Raw genomic sequence first — 20,390 nt, 5'->3', positions numbered from 1 at the left:
CGCCGACAGGGCACGGAGCGGCCGGACCTCCCGCGGGCGCCCCGCGCGGGGCTAGCGTCGGGGCATGCTCATCGGCGTCCCCTCGGAGATCAAGAACACCGAGTTCCGCGTCGGCCTCACCCCGGCCGGCGTCACGGAGCTCGTCCACCACGGGCACGAGGTGCTCGTCCAGTCCGGGGCCGGCGTGGGCTCCGGCAGCACGGACGAGGCATACGTGGAGGCCGGGGCCCGGATCGTGGAGACGGCCGAGGAGGTGTGGGACCAGGCGGTGCTCGTGCTCAAGGTCAAGGAGCCGGTGGGCCCGGAGCTGGAGCGGATGCGCCGCGGGCAGGTCCTGTTCACCTACCTGCACCTGGCCGCCGATCCCCGGCTGGCGCGCGCGGTGATGGACTCGGGGGCCACCGCGATCGCCTACGAGACCGTCACGCGCAACGGCGCGCTGCCCCTGCTGGCGCCCATGAGCCAGGTGGCGGGGCGGCTCGCGCCGACGGCCGGGGCGTACCACCTCACCGAGGCGCAGGGCGGGTCCGGGATCCTCCTCGGCGGGGTGCCGGGGACGCGCCGGGGACGCGTCGCGGTGATCGGGGCCGGCGTGGCCGGGGAGTCCGCCGCGGTGATCGCCGCCGGGCTGGGGGCGGACGTGACGGTGCTGGACATCAACCTCGACCGCCTGGCCCAGCTGGACACCGTGCACCAGGGCCGGCTGCGCACCATGGCCTCCTCCCAGCTCCACATCGCCGAGGCGGTCGCGGACGCCGACCTCGTCATCGGCTCGGTGCTCATCCCCGGCGCGGCGGCCCCCAAGCTGGTGACCGAGGAGATGGTGGCCTCCATGCGTCCGGGCTCGGTGCTCGTGGACATCGCGATCGACCAGGGCGGCTGCTTCGAGAACTCCCGGCCCACCACGCACCAGGACCCCACGTACCGGGTCGGCGAGCAGCTCTACTACTGCGTGGCCAACATCCCGGGGGCGGTCCCCCAGACCTCCACGGCGGCGCTCACCAATGCGACCCTGCCCTACGTCCTGCGGATCGCCGACCGCGGCTGGCGCGCGGCGCTGGCCGCGGAGCCGGGCTTCACCGAGGGCCTCAACGCCCACGACGGCGTGCTCACCCACCGCGGCGTGCTGGACGCCGTCGCGGGCCCGCTGGGCCTGGACCCCGAGACCGACTACCGCCCGGCGCCGGAGGTCGTGTCCGGCTGAGCCGGACGGGACGGGCCCGACGACGGCGCGCGCCGGCCGCCGTCGGGCACCGGTGCCCGGGCACCGGACCGGCGCCCCTGCCGCGCCGCGCGGACCCGGGCCGGGACGCCCGTGCGCCACAGGACGAGGACGCCGGCCCCGACCAGCCCGAGCGCGGCCGCGAACCAGGGGCTGCCGACCGCGGCGGCGAGCGCGGCCCAGACGACGGCCATGCCCACGGTGCCGTAGAGGATGCCCCACAGCAGCGCACCCAGGAGCATGGCCGGCAGGAACCGCCCCCAGCGCATCCGGGTGATCCCGGCGGTGGCGATGACGGCGGTCTGCAGGCCGACCGTGAGGAAGCACAGCGGGATGGCCCACGGCCCCCAGCGGTCCACGAACCGGGTGGCCCGCAGGGACGCCGGGCCCGTCAGGCGGCGGCGCAGCCGGGTGTGCCGGGCGCCGGCGGCGAGCCCACGGCCGAGGGCATAGGTGGTGGTGGCGCGCAGGATGGCGCCGGCCCAGAACAGGAGGATCGCCCAGCCCAGGGGCAGGGCGGAGATCCAGTCCATCATGGTCCGAGTCTAGGGGCGCGGCTCGCCGCGTCCGTGGCCGTCGCCGGGATATCCTCGCCCCATGAGTCACTCGCGTCACTCCAGCCGCCCGCTCCTCACGCTCGCCTCCCTGGCCGCGGCCCTGTCCCTGGGCCTCGTGGCCTGTACGCAGGGGACCGACGAGCCCGCCGAGAGCCCGACCCCGTCCTCCGCCCCGGCCAGTTCCGCCGAGGCCTCGGCCAGCCCCAGCGGGAGCGGCTCGGCCAGCCCCAGCGGGAGCGGCTCGGCCAGCCCCAGCGGGAGCGGCTCGGCCGACGCCACCGGGTCGGCGTCCGCCTCCGCATCGGCCTCGGGGAGTGCCGCCCCGTCGGCGAGCGCCTCGCCGTCCGCGAGCCGGTCCGCGACCGCCCCCGCCTCCCCCTCGGCCAGCGCCTCGCCGTCGGCCGCCCCGTCCTCGGCGGCGCCCTCCGCCAGCCCCTCCCCCGTGGACAGCCCGGACGACGAGGTCACCGCCTACTGGATCGCGCTGGACGGCTCCGGCCGGCCGGGCGTCGAGTTCCCCGGGTGCGGGGACCTGCTCTTCGAGGACACGGTGACGGTGGGCGACTCCTCCGGCCCCGTGGGGGACGAGGACCGCGTCGAGGCCGGCATCGACCTGCTGCTGGCCACGGGCCGGGACGTGCCCGGCGGCTTCGTGAACGCCCTGTACCAGTCCACGCTCGAGGTGCAGGACGTCTCGATCGCCGGGGACACGGTCACCGTGGAGCTCACCGGCCAGCCGGTCTCCGGCGGCACGTGCGACGACCCGCGCATCATCGCCCAGCTCGAGCACACCGCAGCGGCCAACGCCGGGGTGGGCACCGCCCGGGTGCTGATCGACGGCACGCCGATCCAGGAGTTCCTGAGCCCTCGGGGCTGATGCCGTGCCGGCCGGGCACCGCGACGCCCCGCGACGGGGCCCGTCCTGGCGATCCCCGCACTCCCGGCCTCCGGGAGTGCGGGGATCGCATCGTCCGGGAGGCCGGCGCCGTCCCTACGGCGCGGGGACCAGCTCCTCCTCGCGCAGGACGGTGCCCAGCACGGGCGCCGCGGAGTCCGCGAAGGTGGCCGTGAGATGGTTGGAGTCGCGCCAGACCACCACGCCGCCGATGGTCGCCGGGCAGGTGCCCTCCGGGCAGATCCACGGCGTCAGGTCCACCTCCCGGGACGAGGGCACCGCCTCCAGCGCCTCGCGCTGGTTGAACGAGCCGGTCCACTCGGCCTCGTCCTCGGCGAAGGAGCACGCGGCGAGGTCCTCGGGGTTCTCCTCCATGCACTCGGTCACGTTGAACCGGGGCGAGGCGGGGTCCACCAGGACGCCGTGCGGGATGCCGGCGTCCGCCAGCTCCCGCCACGCCGTCGCCATCCCCTCCGGGACGGTCTCCCCTGCCGGGGCGTCGTACTTGGACGTCGAGGACAGCACCAGGTCGACGTCCTGGCGCTTGATCTCGTCCAGGGTGGCCGCGTTCCAGTCGGAGCACTCCACGAACGGGGTCTCCTCGTCGTACATGACGGTGCCGGCGGTGAACGGGCAGGACGTCTTGACGTACGCGCGCACCTGCCAGTCGTTCTCGGCCGCCAGCCGCGTGAGTGCCGGGATCCAGTGCCCGGCGTGGGAATCGCCCACGAGGGCGATGCGCACCTCGGCGTCGTCGGGCCCGTAGACGCAGGCCGCCGGCTCCACGTCCCGCCGCCCCTGGATGCAGCCCTCGCCGTAGCTCTCGGGCAGGTCGTCCTTGACGTCCCCCAGGGCCGGGACCAGGGTCGCCCCCGGGGCCGGGGGCCGGGCCGCGGCGGGGTCCTGGGCGAGCAGCTCCATGCCCACCGGCGGGGCGTCGGCGCCCGTGGCGGCCTCCTGCACCGAGGCGTCGTACGTCGGGGAGGCCCAGGCGGTCGGGCCCGACCGGGAGCTGTAGACGTCCAGGGAGACGGCCACGACCACGACGGCGGCGGTGCCCGCCAGGCCGACGCGGATCGCCCGGGCCGGCGGCCGGACCCAGCGCCACGCCTGGAACGGCTTCTCCACGAACCGGTAGCTCAGCCACGCCGGCAGCACGGAGACCACGATCGCCACGAGGCCGGTCCGCCAGCCCAGCCCGTCGGAGAGGTAGGTGGCCACCACGATCAGCGGCCAGTGCCAGAGGTAGAGCGAGTAGGAGATGTCCCCCACCCACGTGACCGGACGCAGGGAGAGCAGCGCGCCGACCCCCTCCTGCTGGCGGCCGTCCATGCCTGCCACGATCACGGCGGCCGCGCCCAGCGTGGGCAGCAGCGCAGCGGCCCCCGGGAACACGGTGGAGGAGTCGTAGCCCAGCCCGGCCATGAGCATGGCCGCCAGCCCCGCCCAGCCCAGGACGAGGGCGGCGCGGCGCGGGACCCGGGCCAGCTGGTCCGCGAAGATGGCCACCAGCGCGCCGATCGCCAGTTCGTAGGTCCGCGTGGTCGTCGCGAAGTAGGCCGCCCCCGGGTTCACGGCGGTGTAGGTGACCGCATGCGCCAGGGACAGGACGAACAGCAGCACCGCGGCGCCCACGATGAACCGCCGGGACACGACGGCGAAGGAGGGACCGGTGCCGGCCGGGCGCCGGTGCGCCGCCGTCAGCCTTCGGCCGGCCAGCACCGCCCCGAGCAGCAGGAGGGGCCAGAAGACGTAGAACTGCTCCTCCACGGCCAGCGACCAGAAGTGCTGGACAGGGCTCGCCGCCTCGTCCTGGCGCAGGTAGTCGGTGGAGGCCTGGGCGAAGATCCAGTTCACCACGGACAGCGCGCTGCCGGTGGCCTCGGTGAAGATGGCGTCCCAGCGCGAGCGCGGCAGGAACGCCAGCGTCATCGCCACCACGCCCACCAGGGCCAGCAGCGCCGCGGGGAGGATGCGCCGGGCCCGGCGGCCGTAGAAGTCGAGCAGGTCGACCCGTCCGTGGTCCTGGATGCCGCGCAGCAGCCCGCCGGTGATCAGGAATCCGGAGATCACGAAGAAGATGTCCACACCCACGAACCCGCCCGTGAAGAGGGGGATGTGGGCGTGGTAGAGCAGGACGAGCAGCACGGCCAGCGCGCGCAGCCCCTGGATGTCCGAACGGAAGCGGCTGACGGGCGGGTGCCCGGGGGAACGAGGTGACACGAATACTCCGACTCTCTGGATCGTCAAGCACTCTATGCCGCGTCCCGGCCCCTGCCGGGGATTTCTCCGACGTGTCAGGGAAGTGATCGGCCGGTGCCCCGACGCCCGGAGGGCCGGTAGGACTGCGCCTCAGCGGTGGCCGCGCCGGGGTGGTCCAGGGCCACCCCGGCGGGCCGTGCCGCGGCCCAGGGTCCGGTCACCCCCCGCGGCGGGCTGGACGCCGGCCGACCGACGTCCGGTCCCGGCACGCCGCCGGGACCGGCCGCTCACGACGTGCGCAGTCCGGAGGCGGCGTACCGTGCATGGTCCTTGCGGGCGGTGGTGCGCAGGGTCTCGGCGACCTCTCGCGCGGCCTCCTGCAGGGCGTGGATCCACTCCCGCACGGTGGGCGCGTCCACGCCCGCCGGCAGGTGGCACAGGCGCAGCACCAGTCCCGAGTTGCGCGGCTCGTCGGCGTCCGGGCTGAACACCGGCACCACCACGCTCGCCAGGTCGATCGAGGAGTCGGAGTCGGTGATGGACCCGCCGAAGAAGTGCCCGGCCCCCGCGATGGCGGCGCGCACCGCGCGGTCGCGGGCCGGGGTCAGCTCCCCGTGGGCGTACTCGCCGAGGGCCTCGCCCAGGGCCGCGTAGCCCTCCGGGTCGTGGTCCACGCGCGAGATCGCGTAGCCCTGGGTCCGCACCCGCTCCGCCGCCTCGCGGTAGCGGGCGATAACCTGCTCATCCTGCGGGAAGATGCGCGAGACCCACCGGTCCACCTGCTCGGCGCTCCACGCCACCGCGGCCTCGCCGAGCGGCGGGATGAGCGGGACGCGCACCCCGATGCGCTCGTCGGCGTCGCTGTCACCCCCGTACGAGGTGGCGCCGATGGTCTGGTCCACGGCGCTGACCTGCACGAGGGCCGCGGCCGAGCAGCCGAAGCGACGGGCGAGCCGGTCCAGTTGCGGGCGGGCCGCCTCCGCGACCCGGACGGCCGAGATCAGCGACTCGTCGACGTGGGCCGCGAGCCCGGTGGTGGAGAAGCCGCCGTAGCCACCCTGGAAGAACAGCAGGGGCGTCACCGGTCGGTTCACCGCGACATCGTCCACGGCGACGAGGGTGATGTAGTGGTCCCCGGCCTCGACCTCGCGCTCGATCCGGCCGTGGATGTGGGCGACGGCGTCGGCGATCATCGGGGCCCCGGCCGCCGAGGGGGTCCACTCGACCTTGTCGAACTTCTCCGGGTCCTTGGAGGCCAGCGTGCGGCAGGCCTGGAGCTGGTCGTGCGCGAAGACGCTGATGCACACCCGGTCCGCCGCGCGCAGCTTGGCGTAGGACGACGAGCTCGTCATCGGCATGAAGGAGACCAGCGGGGGCTCCAGCGAGACCGAGCTGAAGGTGCCGACGACCATGCCCACCGGAGCGGCGTCGACCATGGCCGTCACCACGACCACGCCCGTGGGGTAGTGGCCCAGGACGTCACGGAACGCCCGGGGGTCGAAGGTGGTCGGGGTGTCGAGAGTGGTGTCGCTCATGGAGTCCTCCTTGAGGCTGGTTGTCACCGGCTAGCCCGGTCAACATTTTGTACTGTGCAATACAGAATATATTCGTGACGTCGATCACGCCAGACCTGGCCCCGAGAATTCTGAACCGCGGGTTCGGAGGCTGGACTACAGGAATACTTTCGCGACAAATTATGCAGAATCGTTGACAGTGTCTGAGATCACACTCAGTATGGATTCTCAGTTCCCCTCGCCACGGCGATGCCACCGCCGGCAGTGCCCGAGTCCCCTGGAGAAGCCATCGTGAACCGTCTCAGGTCAGCCAGCCCTGCCCTTCTCGTCTTCCTGTTGTCCATCGCCGCCTTCTTCGGCTACCCGCTGCTGATGCTGCTCTACGGGGCCTTCCGCAGCGGCCAGCCGGGGACCAGCGGCGACCTCGGCCTCTCCGGATTCGTCGACGCCTACGGGGACCCCGCCACCTGGGAGACCCTGTGGGCCTCGGTGGTCTACGCCGTCGGGGTCCAGGCCATCGGCATCATCGGCGGCTTCGCCTTCGCCTGGTTCGCCACGCGCACCAACGTGCCCGGCGCGCGGCTCATCACGATCACCATGGTGACGATCTTCGCCATCCCCACGCTGTTCTTCGCGATCAGCTGGGGCATGCTCACCAGCCCGACCGGCCTGCTCACCTCCGTGCTGGGCACGGACGCGGACGGCTCGGCCCGGTTCGACGCCTACTCCTGGGCCGGCCTGATCCTGATCAGCGGCCTGAAGGGCGTGGCCGTGATGTACCTGCTGCTCATGGGGCCGGTGCGGGCGCTCAACCGCTCCATGGAGGAGGCCGCCCTCCTCTCCGGTGCCAACCGGCTGCGGCTGTTCCTGGACATCAACGTGCCCATCCTGCTGCCCACCCTGTCCGGGCTGGCGATCCTCGGCTTCGTCAACTCCCTGGGCCAGCTGGACGTGGCCCTCATCCTGGGCGTGCCCGCCGGGATCTACGTCTTCCCCACCCAGATCTACGACTTCCTGGCCACCACCCCGATCCGCTACGACTCCGCGAGCGCCCTGGCCCTGCTCTTGATCGCCATCATCTACCTGCTGGTCACGGTCCGCGCCAGGGTCCTGGGCAACCGGAACTTCATCACCGTCACCGGCAAGGCGTACCGCCTGGAGAAGGAGGACATCGGCGCCTGGAGGTGGCTGGGGCTGGGCCTGTTCGTCCTCTACACCGCGATCGCCCTGGTGCTGCCCCTCGTCCAGCTGGTGATCGGGTCCTTCCAGCCGATCCTCGGCGTCACCGGCTTCACCCTCGAGCACTACCTGGACCTGTTCTCCACACCCGACGTGCTCCGGGCACTGCAGAACACCTTCTTCGTGGGCATCCTCGCCGGCTTCCTCGCCACCGCCCTGGCCCTGGTCATCAGCTACGTGGCGTTGCGCAGCAGGACCCGGCTGGCCAGGCTCCCCGAGCTGATCGTGTGGGCGGTGGTCGCGGTTCCCGGGATCGTGCTGGCCCTGGCCATCACCTGGGCCTACCTGAGCGTGCCCGGCCTGCGGGACCTCTACGGCTCGATCTGGATCGTGCTGATCGCCCTGGTCATCGTGGTCACCCCCATCGCGCAGCGCGCCACCAGCGGCCCCGTCGGCCAGCTCGGCGTGGAGCTGGAGGAGTCCGCGCGCGTCAGCGGTGCCTCCGCCCCCCGGATGGTGACCACCATCGTGGTGCCCCTGGTGGGCCCCACCTTCCTGGCCTCCTGGTTCATCACCGGCGTGATGGCCGCCGGCAGCCTGGACATCCCCATCCTGCTGTCCAGCACGAAGACCGAGACGGTCTCGCTGCTCGTCTACAACTACTACACCCAATTGGGCAACGGTTCCCGGGCGGCCGCCCTGCTCCTGGTGCTGCTGGCACTGCTGGCCCTGGGCGGGGCCGTCCTGATGGGCCTCGGCCGTCTGCTGCGCCGGCGCGCCGAGCGCAGGACCCGGGCCCGCGGCGCCCTCGTGGAGGCCCTGCAGGCGGAGGCGGCCCCGACCCGTCCGGAGACCACCTCCCCTCCCGCCCCCCATACCCCCGACGACGCCCGCGCGTTCAGCGCGGCCGGCACCCGATAGGAAGTCCCATGGCAAGAGTCAGCATCGAGTCCCTGGAGAAGCGGTATTCCCCCAAGGCGGCCCCGGCCGTCCCGTCCCTGGACCTGGAGATCGAGGAGGGCGAGTTCCTCACCCTGCTCGGGCCTTCCGGGTGCGGCAAGACCACCACGCTACGGTGCGTGGCCGGGCTGGAGCGCCCCACGGGTGGCCGCGTGTCGATCGGCGACCAGGTCGTGGACGCCCCCGCCGAGCGGACCCACGTGCCGCCGAACCGGCGGGACATCGGCATGGTCTTCCAGAGCTACGCCCTGTGGCCGCACATGTCCGTGGCCGCCAACGTGGGTTATCCGCTGCGGATGCGCAAGGTGAGCGTGCCCGAACGGGCCCGCCGGGTCAGCGAGGTGCTCGAGCTGGTCGGCCTCGACGAGTACGCCTCGAGGATGGCCACGGACCTGTCCGGCGGGCAGCAGCAGCGCGTCGCCCTGGCCCGCGCCCTGGTCGCCGAGCCCCGCCTGCTGCTGTTCGACGAGCCGCTGTCCAACCTGGACGCACGCCTGCGCCAGGACATGCGCACCGAACTGCGGGACATGCACCGCCGCGTGGGCACGACCTCCCTCTACGTCACCCACGACCAGGAGGAGGCGGTCTCCCTGTCCACCCGGATCGTGCTGCTGGACAAGGGGCGGATCGAGCAGGTCGGCACCCCGCGCGAGATCTACTGGCACCCGGTGTCCCACTTCGTGGCCGACTTCGTGGGGTACGACAACTTCCTGCGCGGCACCGTCATCACCACCGACGACCACGGCGTGACGATCCGGCTGGACGACACGGACCTGCGCCTGGACTGCCCGGCCCGCAAGGGCCTCTGCCCGGGCGACACCGTGGAGGTGGCCATGCGCTCGGCCTCGGTCATCATGGGCGAGCCGGCCGAGGCCATGCCGAACCGGTTCACCGGCACCGTCACGGACATCGTCTACCTCGGCGAGGAGTACGTCTACGACCTGCAGGTGGGCCCGCAGCGCTTCGCCGTCTCGCTGCGCACCGCCGAGGTCGCCAATATCTGGCCGCACGGCTCCCCCGTCCGCGGGGACAGCGTCGCCGCCGCCATCCCGCCGGAGTCCCTCGCCTGCCTGCCGTTCCAGGCGTCGCAGGCTCCCCAGGCGGCCGGCGCCTGAGCGGCACGGCCGGTGACCCCCACCCATCCCCTCCCTCCTTCCCTCCCCCCGGAACCCACTGAAAGGTCCACCATGAAAGCACGTACCCTCCTGACCACCCTGGGACTGGCGTCCCTGCTGGCCCTGACCGCCTGCGGCGGGGACGCACCGGCCGCCGAGGGCCTCGGCGAGCGCGAGGGCGTCGAGACCGCGGCGGCGCTCGGTGGCGCCGACGCCCAGGCCACCTTCGAGGAGCTCTACGCCGAGGCCGTGGAGGACGGCCAGACCACGGTGAACGTCTACACGCCCCTCACCGCGACCTGGCCCGCCGTGTTCGAGGCGTTCCACGAGCGCTTCCCGGAGATCACCGTCGAGCCCCTGCAGATCGTCGGCGCCGAGCTGGACACCAAGGTCTCCCAGGAGCAGGCCTCCGGTCAGCGGATCGCCGACGCCGTGATCACCGGCGATGCCGGCGCCGTGGCCCTGGCGGACCGGGACCACTTCTCGGAGTTCCGCCCCTTCAACGCGGAGGACCTCACCAGCGATCCGCAGTTCTCCCTCGAGGAGGGGACCCTGACCGCGGTCTCCGCCTCGCCGCGCGGCTTCGTGTACGACACCCGCCAGGACGTGGGCGTGGTGCCGGCGAGCTGGCAGGACCTGCTCGATCCGGCCCTCAAGGGCAAGATCGCCATGACGGACCCGGCCACGGACGGTGGCGGGATGCAGTGGGGTGACCTGGTCCTGAACGACGACTCGCTCGGCCAGGACTACCTGGAGCAGCTGGCCGGCCAGGAGGTCGTCATCTCCTCCAACACCGCCGAGTGCCACAACTCGGTGGTGCAGGGCCGGTCCTACGTCTGCATCATGGGCGCCATGGGCAACTACCTCACCCTGGCCGGCGACGGCGCCCCGGTGGAGATCGCCTATCCCGTCGAGGGCGGCAACTGGGCCACCTACTGGTACGCCGGTGTCGTCGACGGGGCGGAGAACGCCCGGGCCGCCGAGCTGTTCACCACCTGGCTGAACACGCCGGAGGCCAACGAGGCCAAGGCGGAGGCGGGCCACGGCCCGGTGGCCAACGCCGAGGGCCTCGACCTGGCCTTCGAGAGCCCGGCCGACGTGCCGATGCTGCCCCGTCCGGACCTGGCCGACGTCGCGGAGCGGCAGCGGACCAGCCAGCAGGTCATCGCGGGCATCTTCGGCTGACGCCACCGCGATCGACCACCCGTGGGGGCCGCCGGCACGCCGGTGGCCCCCCACGGCCACGCCCTCGCCCGCCTCCCGGCGGGCCCTGCCACGGACGGACGGACATGGAACAACAGGCAGCACCCGACGGAGGCGGGATGCGCGTGATCACCCTGGGCACGGCGGGTGGACCGCTGCTGCGGCGCGGCCGGGACCCGCGGCACCGCAGCGGCATCGCCACGGCCGTCGTGGTGGACTCCGCGGTCTACCTGGTGGACTGCGGCCACGGCGCCGCCCACCGGATGGCGGAGGCCGGACTGCGCGTGGCCGACCTCGCCGGCGTCTTCATCACCCACCACCACTCGGACCACACCATCGACCTCAACTCGCTCATGGTCCTGGGCGGGCTGGGCCTGCGCGGACACCCGGACCGGACCGTCCCCGTCCTGGGTCCCGGCCGCCGCGGTGTCCTGCCGCCGGCCCACGGACACCCCGGGGCCGCACCCGACCCCGTCTTCCCGGACGCACCGACCCCGGGCACCGCCGACCTCGTCGAACTGCTGCTGCGGGCGCACGCCACCGACCTGAACGACCGGCGCCGGGATTCCCGGGCGCCGGACCTCTCCCGGGTGTTCCGCGGCGAGGACATCGCCATCCCGGCAGCGGCCGGCTTCCACCCCGACGACGCCAACCACCCGGACGTGGACCCCTGGGAGGTCTTCAGCGACGACCGGGTGCGGGTCACCGCCACGCTGGTCCAGCACCAGCCCGTGGCCCCGGCCTTCGCGTTCCGCATCGACTCTGTCCACGGATCCGTCACCGTCTCGGGGGACACCGCGCCGAGCGCGAACCTGGTCCGGCTGGCCAGCGGGTGTGACCTGCTGCTGCACGAGGCGATCGACCTCGACTCGGTGGCAACCAGCTACCACCGGCCCTCCCCGCAGGACCTGGACGCCAGCATGGGCCACCACCGCAGGGCACACACCACGCCCGAGGACGCCGGACGCATCGCCGAGGCCGCCGGGGTGGGCATATTGGCACTGCACCACCTGGTCCCCTCCGACGCCCCGGAGCAGTGCTGGCAGCGGGCCGCCACGACCTTCTCCGGCACCCTGCGGGTCCCGGCCGACGGGGAGTCGATCACCGTCGGCCCCCACGGCGCAAAGAATATATTCTCTGTTGACCTATGCATCACACCACCGTTAGTGTGATGACCAGAGTGATATGCATTACTTTTGCGCCGCTGCGGACTGCCGGTGGCGCCATGCACCGGCATCCGGCCCCCACCGGCGCGGGCCGAGAGCGAGGAGACGACAGTGAGCAACGGACAGCACTCCGAACGCGAGGTCATCGTGGTCGGCGGCGGGCCGGTCGGCCTGACCGCCGCCCTGCTGCTGGCGGATGCCGGCGTGCGGACCACCGTCGTGGAGAAGGCCACCGCCCCCGGCGACCTCCCCCGCGCCATCAGCCTGCAGGACGAGTCCTTCCGGGTGTTCGACCAGCTCGGGATCGCCGACGCCCTCAAGGCCGAATCCCTCCTGGACACCGGCAGCCGCTACTTCGGCCTCGGCGAGCGCCTGCTGGCCGAGGCACGCCCCGTGCCCTCCCGGCTGGGCCACCCCGCCAAGACCCAGTTCGACCAGCCGATCCTGGAGCAACTGCTCTTCGACCGCGCCCTGGCCCACCCCGGGCTCGAGGTCCTGCTCGGCACCGAGGCCGTCGAGCTGTCCCAGGACGCCCAGGGCGTGGCCCTGGCGGTGGAGACCCCCGAGGGCCGGCGCATCCTGGCGGCGGACTGGCTCATCGGCGCCGACGGCGGGCGCAGCTTCACCCGCTCCGCCCTCGGCATCGACCTGGTCGGCACCACCCAGCCCCAGCGGTGGATCGTCATCGACCTGCTCAACGAGACCACCCCGCGCGATCCCTTCGCCGAGTTCCACTGCGACGGCGAGCGCCCCTACGTCCTGGTTCCCGGCATCAAGGGCCGGTTGCGCCTGGAGTTCATGCTCTTCGACCACGAGGACGCGGACGAGATGACCTCCCCGGACATGATCCGGGAGCTGATGCGCCCGTTCCGCGCGGACCTGGACCCGGCCGACGTCCGCCGCGCGGCGGTGTACGTGGCCCACCAGCGCGTGGCCCGCTCCTACCGGTCCGGCCGGGCCTTCCTGGCCGGGGACGCCGCCCACCTGATGCCCCCGTTCGCCGGACAGGGCCTCAACGCCGGCATCCGGGACGCCGCCAACATCGCGTGGAAGCTCATCGAGGCCGTCCGCGGCGGGGCCACGGACCGGCTGCTGGACACCTACGAGACCGAGCGCCGAGCGCACGGGGCGAAGATGATGATGCTCTCGCGCCGGATCGGCGCAGTGGTCATGGCCACGCACCCCCTGGCCACCCGCCTGCGCGACGCCACCGTGCAGGTGCTGCGCCAGGCCCCGCCGGTGCACTCCTACCTGGCCGGCATGCGCTTCGTCACCCCGCCGGACTACTCGGACGGGCTCGCCGTCGCCCCCGGTCCGCGGACGCCGGCGTTGCCGGGCGTCACGGTGGGCTCCGCCGTGAGCCAGCCGCGGGTCGTCCCGGCCGCCGCGGCGCAACCCGGGGACACCGCCGGTAGGACGTCCGGCAAGGCCACCGGGCTGGACGCCGTCCTGGGCAGCGGCTGGGCCGTGATCGGCCTGGCGTCGGATCCCGGGGACCTCGACCCCTACTTCACCGCCCTCGGAGCCACCCTGGTGCGGCTGGACGGCCCCGGCACCCCGGCGGGCCCGGGTGCCGGTTCCGGGGCCGCGGCCGGCGTCGAGCACGTGCGGGAGGAGCACGAGACCCTCACCGCCGGGCTGCCCGGCACGCCGGTGTACGTGGTGGTCCGCCCGGACCGGTACGTGGCCGCCGTCTTCACCCCGGGCGAGCAGGACCACGTGGTGCGGCAGCTGCGGACCCACCTGGACGACCGCGTCCGCCGGGCCCGCCAGCCGATCGCCTGACCGCCCCACCCGCCATCCCCGGGGCCACGCCCCCGCCATCCCAGGAGGACCCATGACCGCCATCAGCACCCCGCTGGACGCCCAGCCGACGAACGGCGACCTGTACTGGGTCGACGAGTACGCGCCCATCACCGAGGACGACGAGACGCTGCGCCGCATGGTGGCCGGTGCCGAGGCGCCGGTCCTGCTGGCGGCCGTCGCCGCCGCCCTGCGGGACACCTCCCTGCTGGAGGCCGAGCTCTCCCCGCCGCTGCCGCCCATGGGCACCACGCTGACCCCCCATGGCGGGCTGGGCGCCGAGCAGACCGCCCGGGCCCAGGAGCTGGCCTTCCAGGGCCTGCGCCGCCTGCGCGACGAGGGGGTCCGCACGGTCCAGCCCCTCACCACCGAGCAGGCCGAGGCCGTCCTGGACTGGTTCACCGGCGGCCGCGCGACGCGCGACCCGAACTGGATGGGCCAGATGAAGCACGAGTTCACCCTGGCCCCGGACCGCAACGGGTCCCCGGACTGGCACTACGAGGACTACCGCCAGGAGGGCGCGGAGGGCTTCGAGACGCTGATCGTGGGCGCCGGGATCTCCGGGATCGCCGCCGCCTACCGCCTCCAGGAGGCCGGGCTGCCCTACAGCTGGATCGAGGCCTCCCACCGGGTGGGCGGCACCTGGTGGAAGAACCACTACCCGGGCGTGCGCCTGGACACCCCCACCTACGGCTACAGCTTCTCCTTCGCCCAGCGCGTGGACTGGCCGCACCAGTTCGCCCAGGGCCACGAGGTCCTCGAGTACCTGGAGACCGTGGCCGAGAAGGCCGGTTTCACGGAACAGATCGAGCTCGAGACCTCCCTGGTCCGCGCCGTGTGGGACGAGGAGACCGCCACCTGGCTGGCCACCACGCGCACCCGGGACGGCGAGGAGCGCACCCGCCGCTACAACGCGATCATGACCGGCGTGGGCCAGCTTGACCACCCGCACGTCCCCGAGTGGCCGGGCCAGGACACCTTCCGCGGCGCCCAGATGCACTCCCAGGAGTGGGACCACGGGGTGGACCTGCGCGGCAAGCGCGTGGCGGTCATCGGCACGGGCGCGAGCGCCTACCAGATCGTCCCGGCGATCGTCGACGACGTCGAGCAGCTCTACCTGTTCCAGCGCAGCGCCCCGTGGATGCTGCCGGCGCCGACGTACCACGAGCCGATGTCCGAGACCGCGGACTGGCTGCATGCCAGGGTCCCCTGCTACGGACAGCTGTTCCGCCTCTGGGTGACCGCCGGGGGCATCGAGGGCCGCATCCACATCGCCACCGCCGAGGAGGGCTGGGAGGGCGCCCCGCACAGCGTCTCGCGGGCCAACGAGGAGTTCCGCCAGGCCATCATCCGGCGCATGGAGGAGCAGTACGAGGGCCGGCCGGACCTGCTGCAGAAGGCCATCCCCCACTACCCGCCCTCGGCCAAGCGCATGCTGCGGGACAACGGCGTGTGGGCCGCCGCCCTGAAGTCCCCCCGGACCGAGGTGATCTCCGCGGGCCTGGAGTCCTTCACCCCGCACGGGCTGGTCACCGGGGACGGTCGGGAGCTGGACGTGGACGTGGTCATCTATGCCACCGGGTTCCGCCCCTCGGACTACCTCGACCCGATCGAGGTGGTCGGCCGCGGCGGGCTGGAGATCCACGACTACTGGGGCGGGGACGCCAAGGCCTTCGCCGGCATCACGGTGCCGAACTTCCCGAACTTCTTCATGCTCATGGGCCCGAACACGGGCGGCGTGGTGGCCGGCGGCCTGCACTTCATGATCGAGCGGGCCGCGGAGTACACCGTGGAGGCCATCCACCAAGTGCTCGAGCGCGGTGCCCGGGCGCTGGACCTGAGGCAGGAGGCCCTGGACCGCCACGTCTCCTGGGTGGACGCGGAGAACTCCCGCATGACCTGGGGACAGCCCTACGTGAGGACCTGGTACCAGAACCGCTTCGGCCGCGTCTCCCAGGTCTGGCCGTTCCAGACCACCGAGTACTGGGGCATCACCCGGCACGTGGTGGCGGACGACTACGAGTTCCTGCCGTGACCGGTTCCGGGACCGGCCCCCGGACCGGCCTGGACGCCGTCTTCCGCTACGCGCGGCCCGCGGACCCGGCCGACCGGTTCTCCGAGCCGGTCCCGGTCCGCCGGGCGCAGGCGCCCGCGGGCGAGCCGGCACTGGCCTTCCCCCAGGTGCCCGGGGCGCTCGACGCGCTGCTGGGCGGGCCAACGGTGAGCTGGAGCAGTCCGAGACCGCCTTCCAGCTGCGCGTCCAGGCCCCCGACGGCGCCCGCGGGCTGCCCGTGGTCGTGTTCGTCCCGGGCGGCGGGTTCCTCTCCGGCACGGGCAACGCCCGCTGGTTCACCTCCCCCGCCCTGGTGCGCGACGGGCGGTGCGTCCTGGTCACCGTGAACTACCGGATCGGGGCCCTGGGGCACCTCGGCCCGCGGGGCACCGCGCACGAGTCCCAGCGTCCCCTGCGGGACCTGCTGGCCGCCCTGCGCTGGGTCCACGACGAGATCACCGACCTCGGCGGGGACCCGGACAACGTCACGCTCGCCGGGGACTCCGCCGGCGCCTGGTACGCCTACGCCCTGGCCGCCGCCGAGGAGACCACCGGGTTGTTCCGCCGGCTCGCGCTGGTCAGCCTGCCCTGGGAGCCGCCCCTGGCCCCGGAGGCCCTCCGGGACCGGTGGGCGGTGGTCACCGCGGCACTGGCCGACGCCGGCGGGCTGGAGCGCGCGCCCCTGGACGCCGTGCTCGGCGCCCAGGCCGACCTGTCCCGGGCCTACGCCGGACGCGGCATGGCGCTGATGCCGGCCGCCGGCGGTCCCGTCCCGGAGGACCTGCACGACTACGCCGCCACGGCCCCGCGGCTGCACGTGGACGCGGTGCTGCTGCTGTCCACCTCGGAGGAGGCCACCGCCTTCCTGCGCCCCGCGCCGGAGGCCGCCTTCCCGCCCGAGGCGGTGGAGGGTTTCCTGCGGCACCGCTTCGCGGACCCGGAGGCAGCGGCCGCGTGGATCGACCGCAAGCACCCCGGCGGCTCCGGCAAGGACCGGATGGCCGAGGCGATGACGCTGCACCAGTTCCGCCTGGCCCACCTCGAGCTGGCCGCGGCCGCCACCCGGGCCGAGCGGGTGGTCCACCTGGGCGGGTTCTCGGTCCAGAGTCCGCTGCCGGGTGCCGGCAGCCCGCACTGCATGCCGCTGCCCTTCCTGTTCGGGGACCGGGAGGCGTGGGCGGACGCCCCCCTCCTCGAGGGCCTGGACCCCGAGGTCTTCGCGGCCACGGCCGCCGGGCTGCAGGAGTGGTTCCTGGGCTTCGTGCGCGACGGCCGGCCCCGGGCCGGGGGCGAGCCGCTGCCGCCCTTCACGCCCGAGGACCCGCGGCGCCTGGAGTTCGCCGGGGGCACGCCGCAGGTGCGGGTGCCCGGGGAGCTGGGCCTGGTCCCCCGGCGCTGAGCCGGCACCCGCCGGGGCATCGTCCGGCGACCGATCCGCGTCCAGGGGGAGGCGGCGCCACCACGAGACACGAGAGGGGCGGGGCCGTCACGGCCCCGCCCCTCTCGTGTGCTGCCGGCCCCGCTGGTCCGGCCCCGCTGGTCCGGCCCCGCTGGTCCGGCCCCGCCGGTCCGTTCCCGCCGGTCCGCCGGCCGGCTCAGGACCCGGCGCCGAACAGCCCGGCCAGGCGGCCGACGTCGGGCAGGTCCTCGAACGCGCCCACCTCGGCGATCCCCTGGGCGGCGACGTCCTCGGTGACGCACCCCGAGAACGCGGCGTTGAGGCGGTACTTGTCCAGGACCTGCTCCTCCGTGAGCGGGGCGTGGTGGACGTCCCCGAGCGGGGTGTCCACGCGCTCGCGGTGCACGCCGCCGTCGGCCAGCCGCACCTCGACCTCCGCCGTGAGCACCTCGCCGTCGTCGAGGCTGCCCTGGATCTCGATCCGCTCCAGCAGCCGCCGCACGCGCCGGTCGGCCATGGCCTCCGGGCCCAGGTGCTCGGGCCGCACCGTGCCGAAGGCCAGGGCGGCGGCCGCGGTGTAGTGGATGCTGAATGCGGCGGCGACCTCGGGACACGGGCCCGGGGTGAACCGCTGCCCCACGAACCCCGCGGCGGTGCGCGGGGTGACGTGGACGGTGACCCGTTCGATCCGCTCGGCGGTGACGCCCGGGACGTCCAGCAGGCGCGTGCAGGCCTCCAGGGAGGGCTGGGCGGCGCGGCAGCAGGACCACGGCTTGATGACGGCGTCCGCGTAGAACTCCTGTCCCAGCCGTTCCAGCATCACCTCCGGGTGCGGGTCCGCGCAGTGGGTCTCCAGGAAGCCGAAGCGCCCGCCCAGCGGGTCCGCCGGCCCGGTGGCCCCGGCCGCGGCCAGCTCCGCCGCGGTGACGGCGTTGCGGGCGGCGAAGGCCATGGGCAGCTTGAAGGCGCTGGCGTGGTCGAAGATGCTCGCCACGGTGCCCGCCAGCTGGGTGACCACCAGCCCCAGGGCATGGCGGGTGCGCTCCTCGTCCAGGCCCAGCAGCAGGCAGGCGGTGATCGTCGCCCCCACGCCGTTGACCGTGCCGGTGTTGTCCTGGCCGGAGTACACGTCGAAGCCGGAGCCGAAGGCCAGCCGGGCGGCCACGTCCTCCCCGGCGAGCAGGGCGGTGAGGACCTGGCGGCCGGTGGCGCCCACGCGCTCGCCGACGGCCAGGGCCACCGGGACGGTGGTGCCGGTGAGGTGCGCGGCGACCTGCCGCCGGCCGGGTCCCTCGGCGCCGACCGGCTCGAAGTCGAACGAGCGCATCAGTGCCGCGTTGAGCATCGCCGCGTGGTGGGCAGGGATCCGGCGGCCGTCCCCCAGGACGGTGGCCTCGGGCTGGCCGCCCCAGCCGGCGACGGTCTCGACCAGCTCGGCCATCCCCTGGGCCCGGTGGCCCGCCACGGTGTTGCCCAGCGCGTCCAGCAGCCGGTGCCGGGCACGGCGCAGCGTGGCCTCGCCGAAGTCCTCGAACCGGACCCGATGGGCGTGGCGGACGAACCGGTCCGTGAGGGTCTGCCCCGCGTCAGTCCCGGTGGCTGCGCCGGTGGACGCGCCGGTGGACGCGCCGGTCGGTGTTGCCGCCGCGGGGCGGGAGGGCGCCTCGGCCGCCATCTCAGGCCTTCGTCCGCGGTCCGTGCCCGGCACCCACGGACTCCCGGGGCACGTTGCGGGTGGCGATGCGCTTGGTCGCCTTGAACCGTGCCCGGTCCACGTGGGTGCCCTGCATGCCCTCCGCCCCCTCGGGCACGATCCGGATGCAGACCAGGCCGGCCACGAGCACGGCGATCCAGAACACGCCCACGAGGGGAAGCCCGCCGGCGATCATCAGGCCCGTGACGATCATCGGGGTGAACCCGGCCCCCAGGGTGGAGGCCAGCTGGTAGGACATCGAGGCACCGGTGTAGCGCACCCGGGGCGGGAACAGCTCGGAGATGAACGCCCCGATCGGACCGGCCAGGATGCCCTGGACCAGGCCGTTGCCCACGAGGATCGCGACCACGAACAGCCACGGGTCGCCGCTGGTGAGCATCGCCAGGATCGGCCAGGCCAGGACGGTCCCGGCGACGGCGCCGATGGTCAGCACGGTGCGGCGGCCGATGCGGTCGCTCATCCGGGCGGCCAGGAAGGAGACGGCCACGGTGACGACGGCGGCGGCGCCCTTCCAGTTCAGCACCCACTCGCGGTCGATGCCGTCGTTGACGGCCTGGGCCACGCCCCAGGAGGTGAGGATGCCCTGGCAGGCGTAGAAGCCGAGGCTGGCGACGAGCGTCAGGCCGACCGTCCTCGAGTGCCGCGTGATGATCTCCATCAACGGGGTCTTGCGGGTCTCCTCGAGCTGCTCGGCCTCGGTGGCCAGCTTCTCGAACACCGGGGACTCCGCCACCTTCAGGCGGATCACCATGCCGAGGGCGATCAGCACCGCGCTGAGCAGGAAGGGCACCCGCCAGCCCCATTCGAGGAAGGCGTCTCCGGTCAGCGCCGAGGTCGCGGACACCACGAGCGTGGCCAGCAGGCCGCCCGCCGGCCCCCCGGCGTTCGCGAAGGCGGCGGCGAACCCGCGCCGGGAGGCCGGGGCGTGCTCGAGGGCCATCAGCGTGGCCCCGCCCCACTCCCCGCCCACCGAGATGCCCTGGACCATGCGCAGCATCACCAACACCACCGGGGAGAGCCAGCCGAGCACCTCCGGTGTCGGCAGCAGGCCGATGGCGATGGTGGCGATGCCCATCATCATCATCGAGACCACGAGCATCTGCTTCCGGCCCACTCGGTCACCGAAGTGGCCGAACACCACCCCGCCCAGCGGCCGGGCGAGGTACCCGGCGGCCAGGGTGCCGAAGGAGGCGAAGAGCGCCAGCGCGGGGTCCAGGTCGGAGAAGAAGACCTTGTCGAAGACGATCGAGGCCGCCGTGGCGTACAGGATGAAGTCGTAGTACTCGATGATCGAGCCGAGCATGCTCGAACCGAGGACCCGGCGCAGGTCCTTGGTGTTCAGCGTGTCGCGCGGCGTCGACGGACGGCCGGCGGAGCCGGTGTTCGGGGTCTGGTGCATGGTTTCCAA

General features: G+C 73.5%; 15 protein-coding genes. 9 read left to right on the top strand and 6 right to left on the bottom strand.

Translation table 11 applies throughout. From position 1 onward, the window contains the following. Window positions 1-64 precede the first annotated feature (64 nt). Window positions 65-1,204: an alanine dehydrogenase gene (gene ald / locus E7744_RS01890; RefSeq protein WP_137772659.1), complete on the top strand. Its 1,140-nt coding sequence runs from the start codon at window positions 65-67 to the stop codon at window positions 1,202-1,204. Here the strand turns inward: ald and E7744_RS01885 are convergent. Both E7744_RS01885 and E7744_RS01880 read right to left on the bottom strand, forming a co-directional pair. Next, on the bottom strand, window positions 1,171-1,758 hold the full coding sequence (locus E7744_RS01885; protein ID WP_137772658.1) for a DedA family protein: 588 nt from the start codon (window positions 1,756-1,758) through the stop codon (window positions 1,171-1,173). The genes ald and E7744_RS01885 overlap by 34 nt on opposite strands. 75 nt (window positions 1,759-1,833) lie before the next feature. Next, window positions 1,834-2,247, bottom strand: coding sequence for a hypothetical protein (locus E7744_RS01880; protein ID WP_137772657.1), 414 nt, complete (start codon window positions 2,245-2,247; stop codon window positions 1,834-1,836). On the opposite strand from E7744_RS01880, the gene E7744_RS01875 reads away from it, so the two are divergent. Then, a complete protein-coding gene (locus E7744_RS01875; protein ID WP_137772656.1) occupies window positions 2,222-2,656 on the top strand; it encodes a GerMN domain-containing protein in 435 nt (144 codons plus the stop codon). The two genes, E7744_RS01880 and E7744_RS01875, sit on opposite strands and share 26 nt — an antisense overlap. Before the next feature lie 114 nt (window positions 2,657-2,770). On the opposite strand, the gene E7744_RS16455 is transcribed toward E7744_RS01875, so the two are convergent. After that, on the bottom strand, window positions 2,771-4,897 hold the full coding sequence (locus tag E7744_RS16455; RefSeq protein WP_137772655.1) for an acyltransferase family protein: 2,127 nt from the start codon (window positions 4,895-4,897) through the stop codon (window positions 2,771-2,773). A gap of 266 nt (window positions 4,898-5,163) precedes the next feature. Continuing rightward, window positions 5,164-6,411 carry a flavin reductase family protein gene (locus E7744_RS01865; protein ID WP_137772654.1) on the bottom strand — a complete coding sequence of 416 codons (1,248 nt, stop codon included), beginning with the start codon at window positions 6,409-6,411 and terminating at the stop codon, window positions 5,164-5,166. A gap of 315 nt (window positions 6,412-6,726) precedes the next feature. Here E7744_RS01865 and E7744_RS01860 point away from each other — a divergent pair, with 315 nt between their 5' ends. From E7744_RS01860 to E7744_RS16065, 7 genes are all read left to right on the top strand, one after another. Beyond that, complete coding sequence (locus tag E7744_RS01860) at window positions 6,727-8,490, top strand: iron ABC transporter permease (protein WP_137772653.1); 1,764 nt, start codon at window positions 6,727-6,729, stop codon at window positions 8,488-8,490. Between the two features lie 8 nt (window positions 8,491-8,498). Then, on the top strand, window positions 8,499-9,644 hold the full coding sequence (locus tag E7744_RS01855) for an ABC transporter ATP-binding protein (RefSeq protein ID WP_137772652.1): 1,146 nt from the start codon (window positions 8,499-8,501) through the stop codon (window positions 9,642-9,644). A 72-nt stretch (window positions 9,645-9,716) separates the two neighbouring features. Continuing rightward, on the top strand, window positions 9,717-10,829 hold the full coding sequence (locus tag E7744_RS01850) for an ABC transporter substrate-binding protein (RefSeq protein WP_137772651.1): 1,113 nt from the start codon (window positions 9,717-9,719) through the stop codon (window positions 10,827-10,829). 137 nt (window positions 10,830-10,966) lie between these two features. Then, window positions 10,967-12,019 carry an MBL fold metallo-hydrolase gene (locus E7744_RS01845; RefSeq protein WP_210417140.1) on the top strand — a complete coding sequence of 351 codons (1,053 nt, stop codon included), beginning with the start codon at window positions 10,967-10,969 and terminating at the stop codon, window positions 12,017-12,019. Between the two features lie 105 nt (window positions 12,020-12,124). Next, window positions 12,125-13,798 (top strand): FAD-dependent monooxygenase, encoded by a 1,674-nt coding sequence (locus E7744_RS01840; protein ID WP_168199721.1) that lies wholly within the window; start codon window positions 12,125-12,127, stop codon window positions 13,796-13,798. A 52-nt stretch (window positions 13,799-13,850) separates the two neighbouring features. Further along, the gene (locus tag E7744_RS01835) at window positions 13,851-15,851 is read left to right on the top strand and encodes an NAD(P)/FAD-dependent oxidoreductase (RefSeq protein ID WP_137772648.1); all 2,001 of its coding nucleotides are present in this window, start codon (window positions 13,851-13,853) and stop codon (window positions 15,849-15,851) included. 190 nt (window positions 15,852-16,041) lie between these two features. After that, window positions 16,042-17,268, top strand: a complete 1,227-nt coding sequence (locus E7744_RS16065) for a carboxylesterase family protein (RefSeq protein ID WP_256376030.1) — start codon at window positions 16,042-16,044, stop codon at window positions 17,266-17,268. A 196-nt stretch (window positions 17,269-17,464) separates the two neighbouring features. Here E7744_RS16065 and E7744_RS01825 read toward each other — a convergent pair whose 3' ends face one another. Together E7744_RS01825 and E7744_RS01820 are read right to left on the bottom strand one after the other, a co-directional pair. Continuing rightward, window positions 17,465-18,943: an MmgE/PrpD family protein gene (locus tag E7744_RS01825; protein WP_137772646.1), complete on the bottom strand. Its 1,479-nt coding sequence runs from the start codon at window positions 18,941-18,943 to the stop codon at window positions 17,465-17,467. Window position 18,944: 1 nt separating this feature from the next. Beyond that, a complete protein-coding gene (locus tag E7744_RS01820) occupies window positions 18,945-20,381 on the bottom strand; it encodes an MFS transporter (RefSeq protein ID WP_137772645.1) in 1,437 nt (478 codons plus the stop codon). Window positions 20,382-20,390 lie beyond the last annotated feature (9 nt).

This window comes from Citricoccus sp. SGAir0253, from assembly GCF_005877055.1.
Lineage (GTDB): Bacteria > Actinomycetota > Actinomycetes > Actinomycetales > Micrococcaceae > Citricoccus.
The sequence above is the reverse complement of the archived record's forward strand: the minus strand, read 5'-3'. Positions and strand labels throughout refer to the sequence as shown.

Excerpts from the sequence above, each read along its gene's own strand:
- ald (WP_137772659.1), top strand. The coding sequence starts at position 65 with ATGCTCATCGGCGTCCCCTCGGAGATCAAGAACACCGAGTTCCGCGTC.
- E7744_RS01885 (WP_137772658.1), bottom strand. The coding sequence starts at position 1,758 with ATGATGGACTGGATCTCCGCCCTGCCCCTGGGCTGGGCGATCCTCCTG.
- E7744_RS01865 (WP_137772654.1), bottom strand. The coding sequence starts at position 6,411 with ATGAGCGACACCACTCTCGACACCCCGACCACCTTCGACCCCCGGGCG.
- E7744_RS01855 (WP_137772652.1), top strand. The coding sequence starts at position 8,499 with ATGGCAAGAGTCAGCATCGAGTCCCTGGAGAAGCGGTATTCCCCCAAG.
- E7744_RS01850 (WP_137772651.1), top strand. The coding sequence starts at position 9,717 with ATGAAAGCACGTACCCTCCTGACCACCCTGGGACTGGCGTCCCTGCTG.
- E7744_RS01845 (WP_210417140.1), top strand. The coding sequence starts at position 10,967 with ATGCGCGTGATCACCCTGGGCACGGCGGGTGGACCGCTGCTGCGGCGC.
- E7744_RS01835 (WP_137772648.1), top strand. The coding sequence starts at position 13,851 with ATGACCGCCATCAGCACCCCGCTGGACGCCCAGCCGACGAACGGCGAC.
- E7744_RS01825 (WP_137772646.1), bottom strand. The coding sequence starts at position 18,943 with ATGGCGGCCGAGGCGCCCTCCCGCCCCGCGGCGGCAACACCGACCGGC.
- E7744_RS01820 (WP_137772645.1), bottom strand. The coding sequence starts at position 20,381 with ATGCACCAGACCCCGAACACCGGCTCCGCCGGCCGTCCGTCGACGCCG.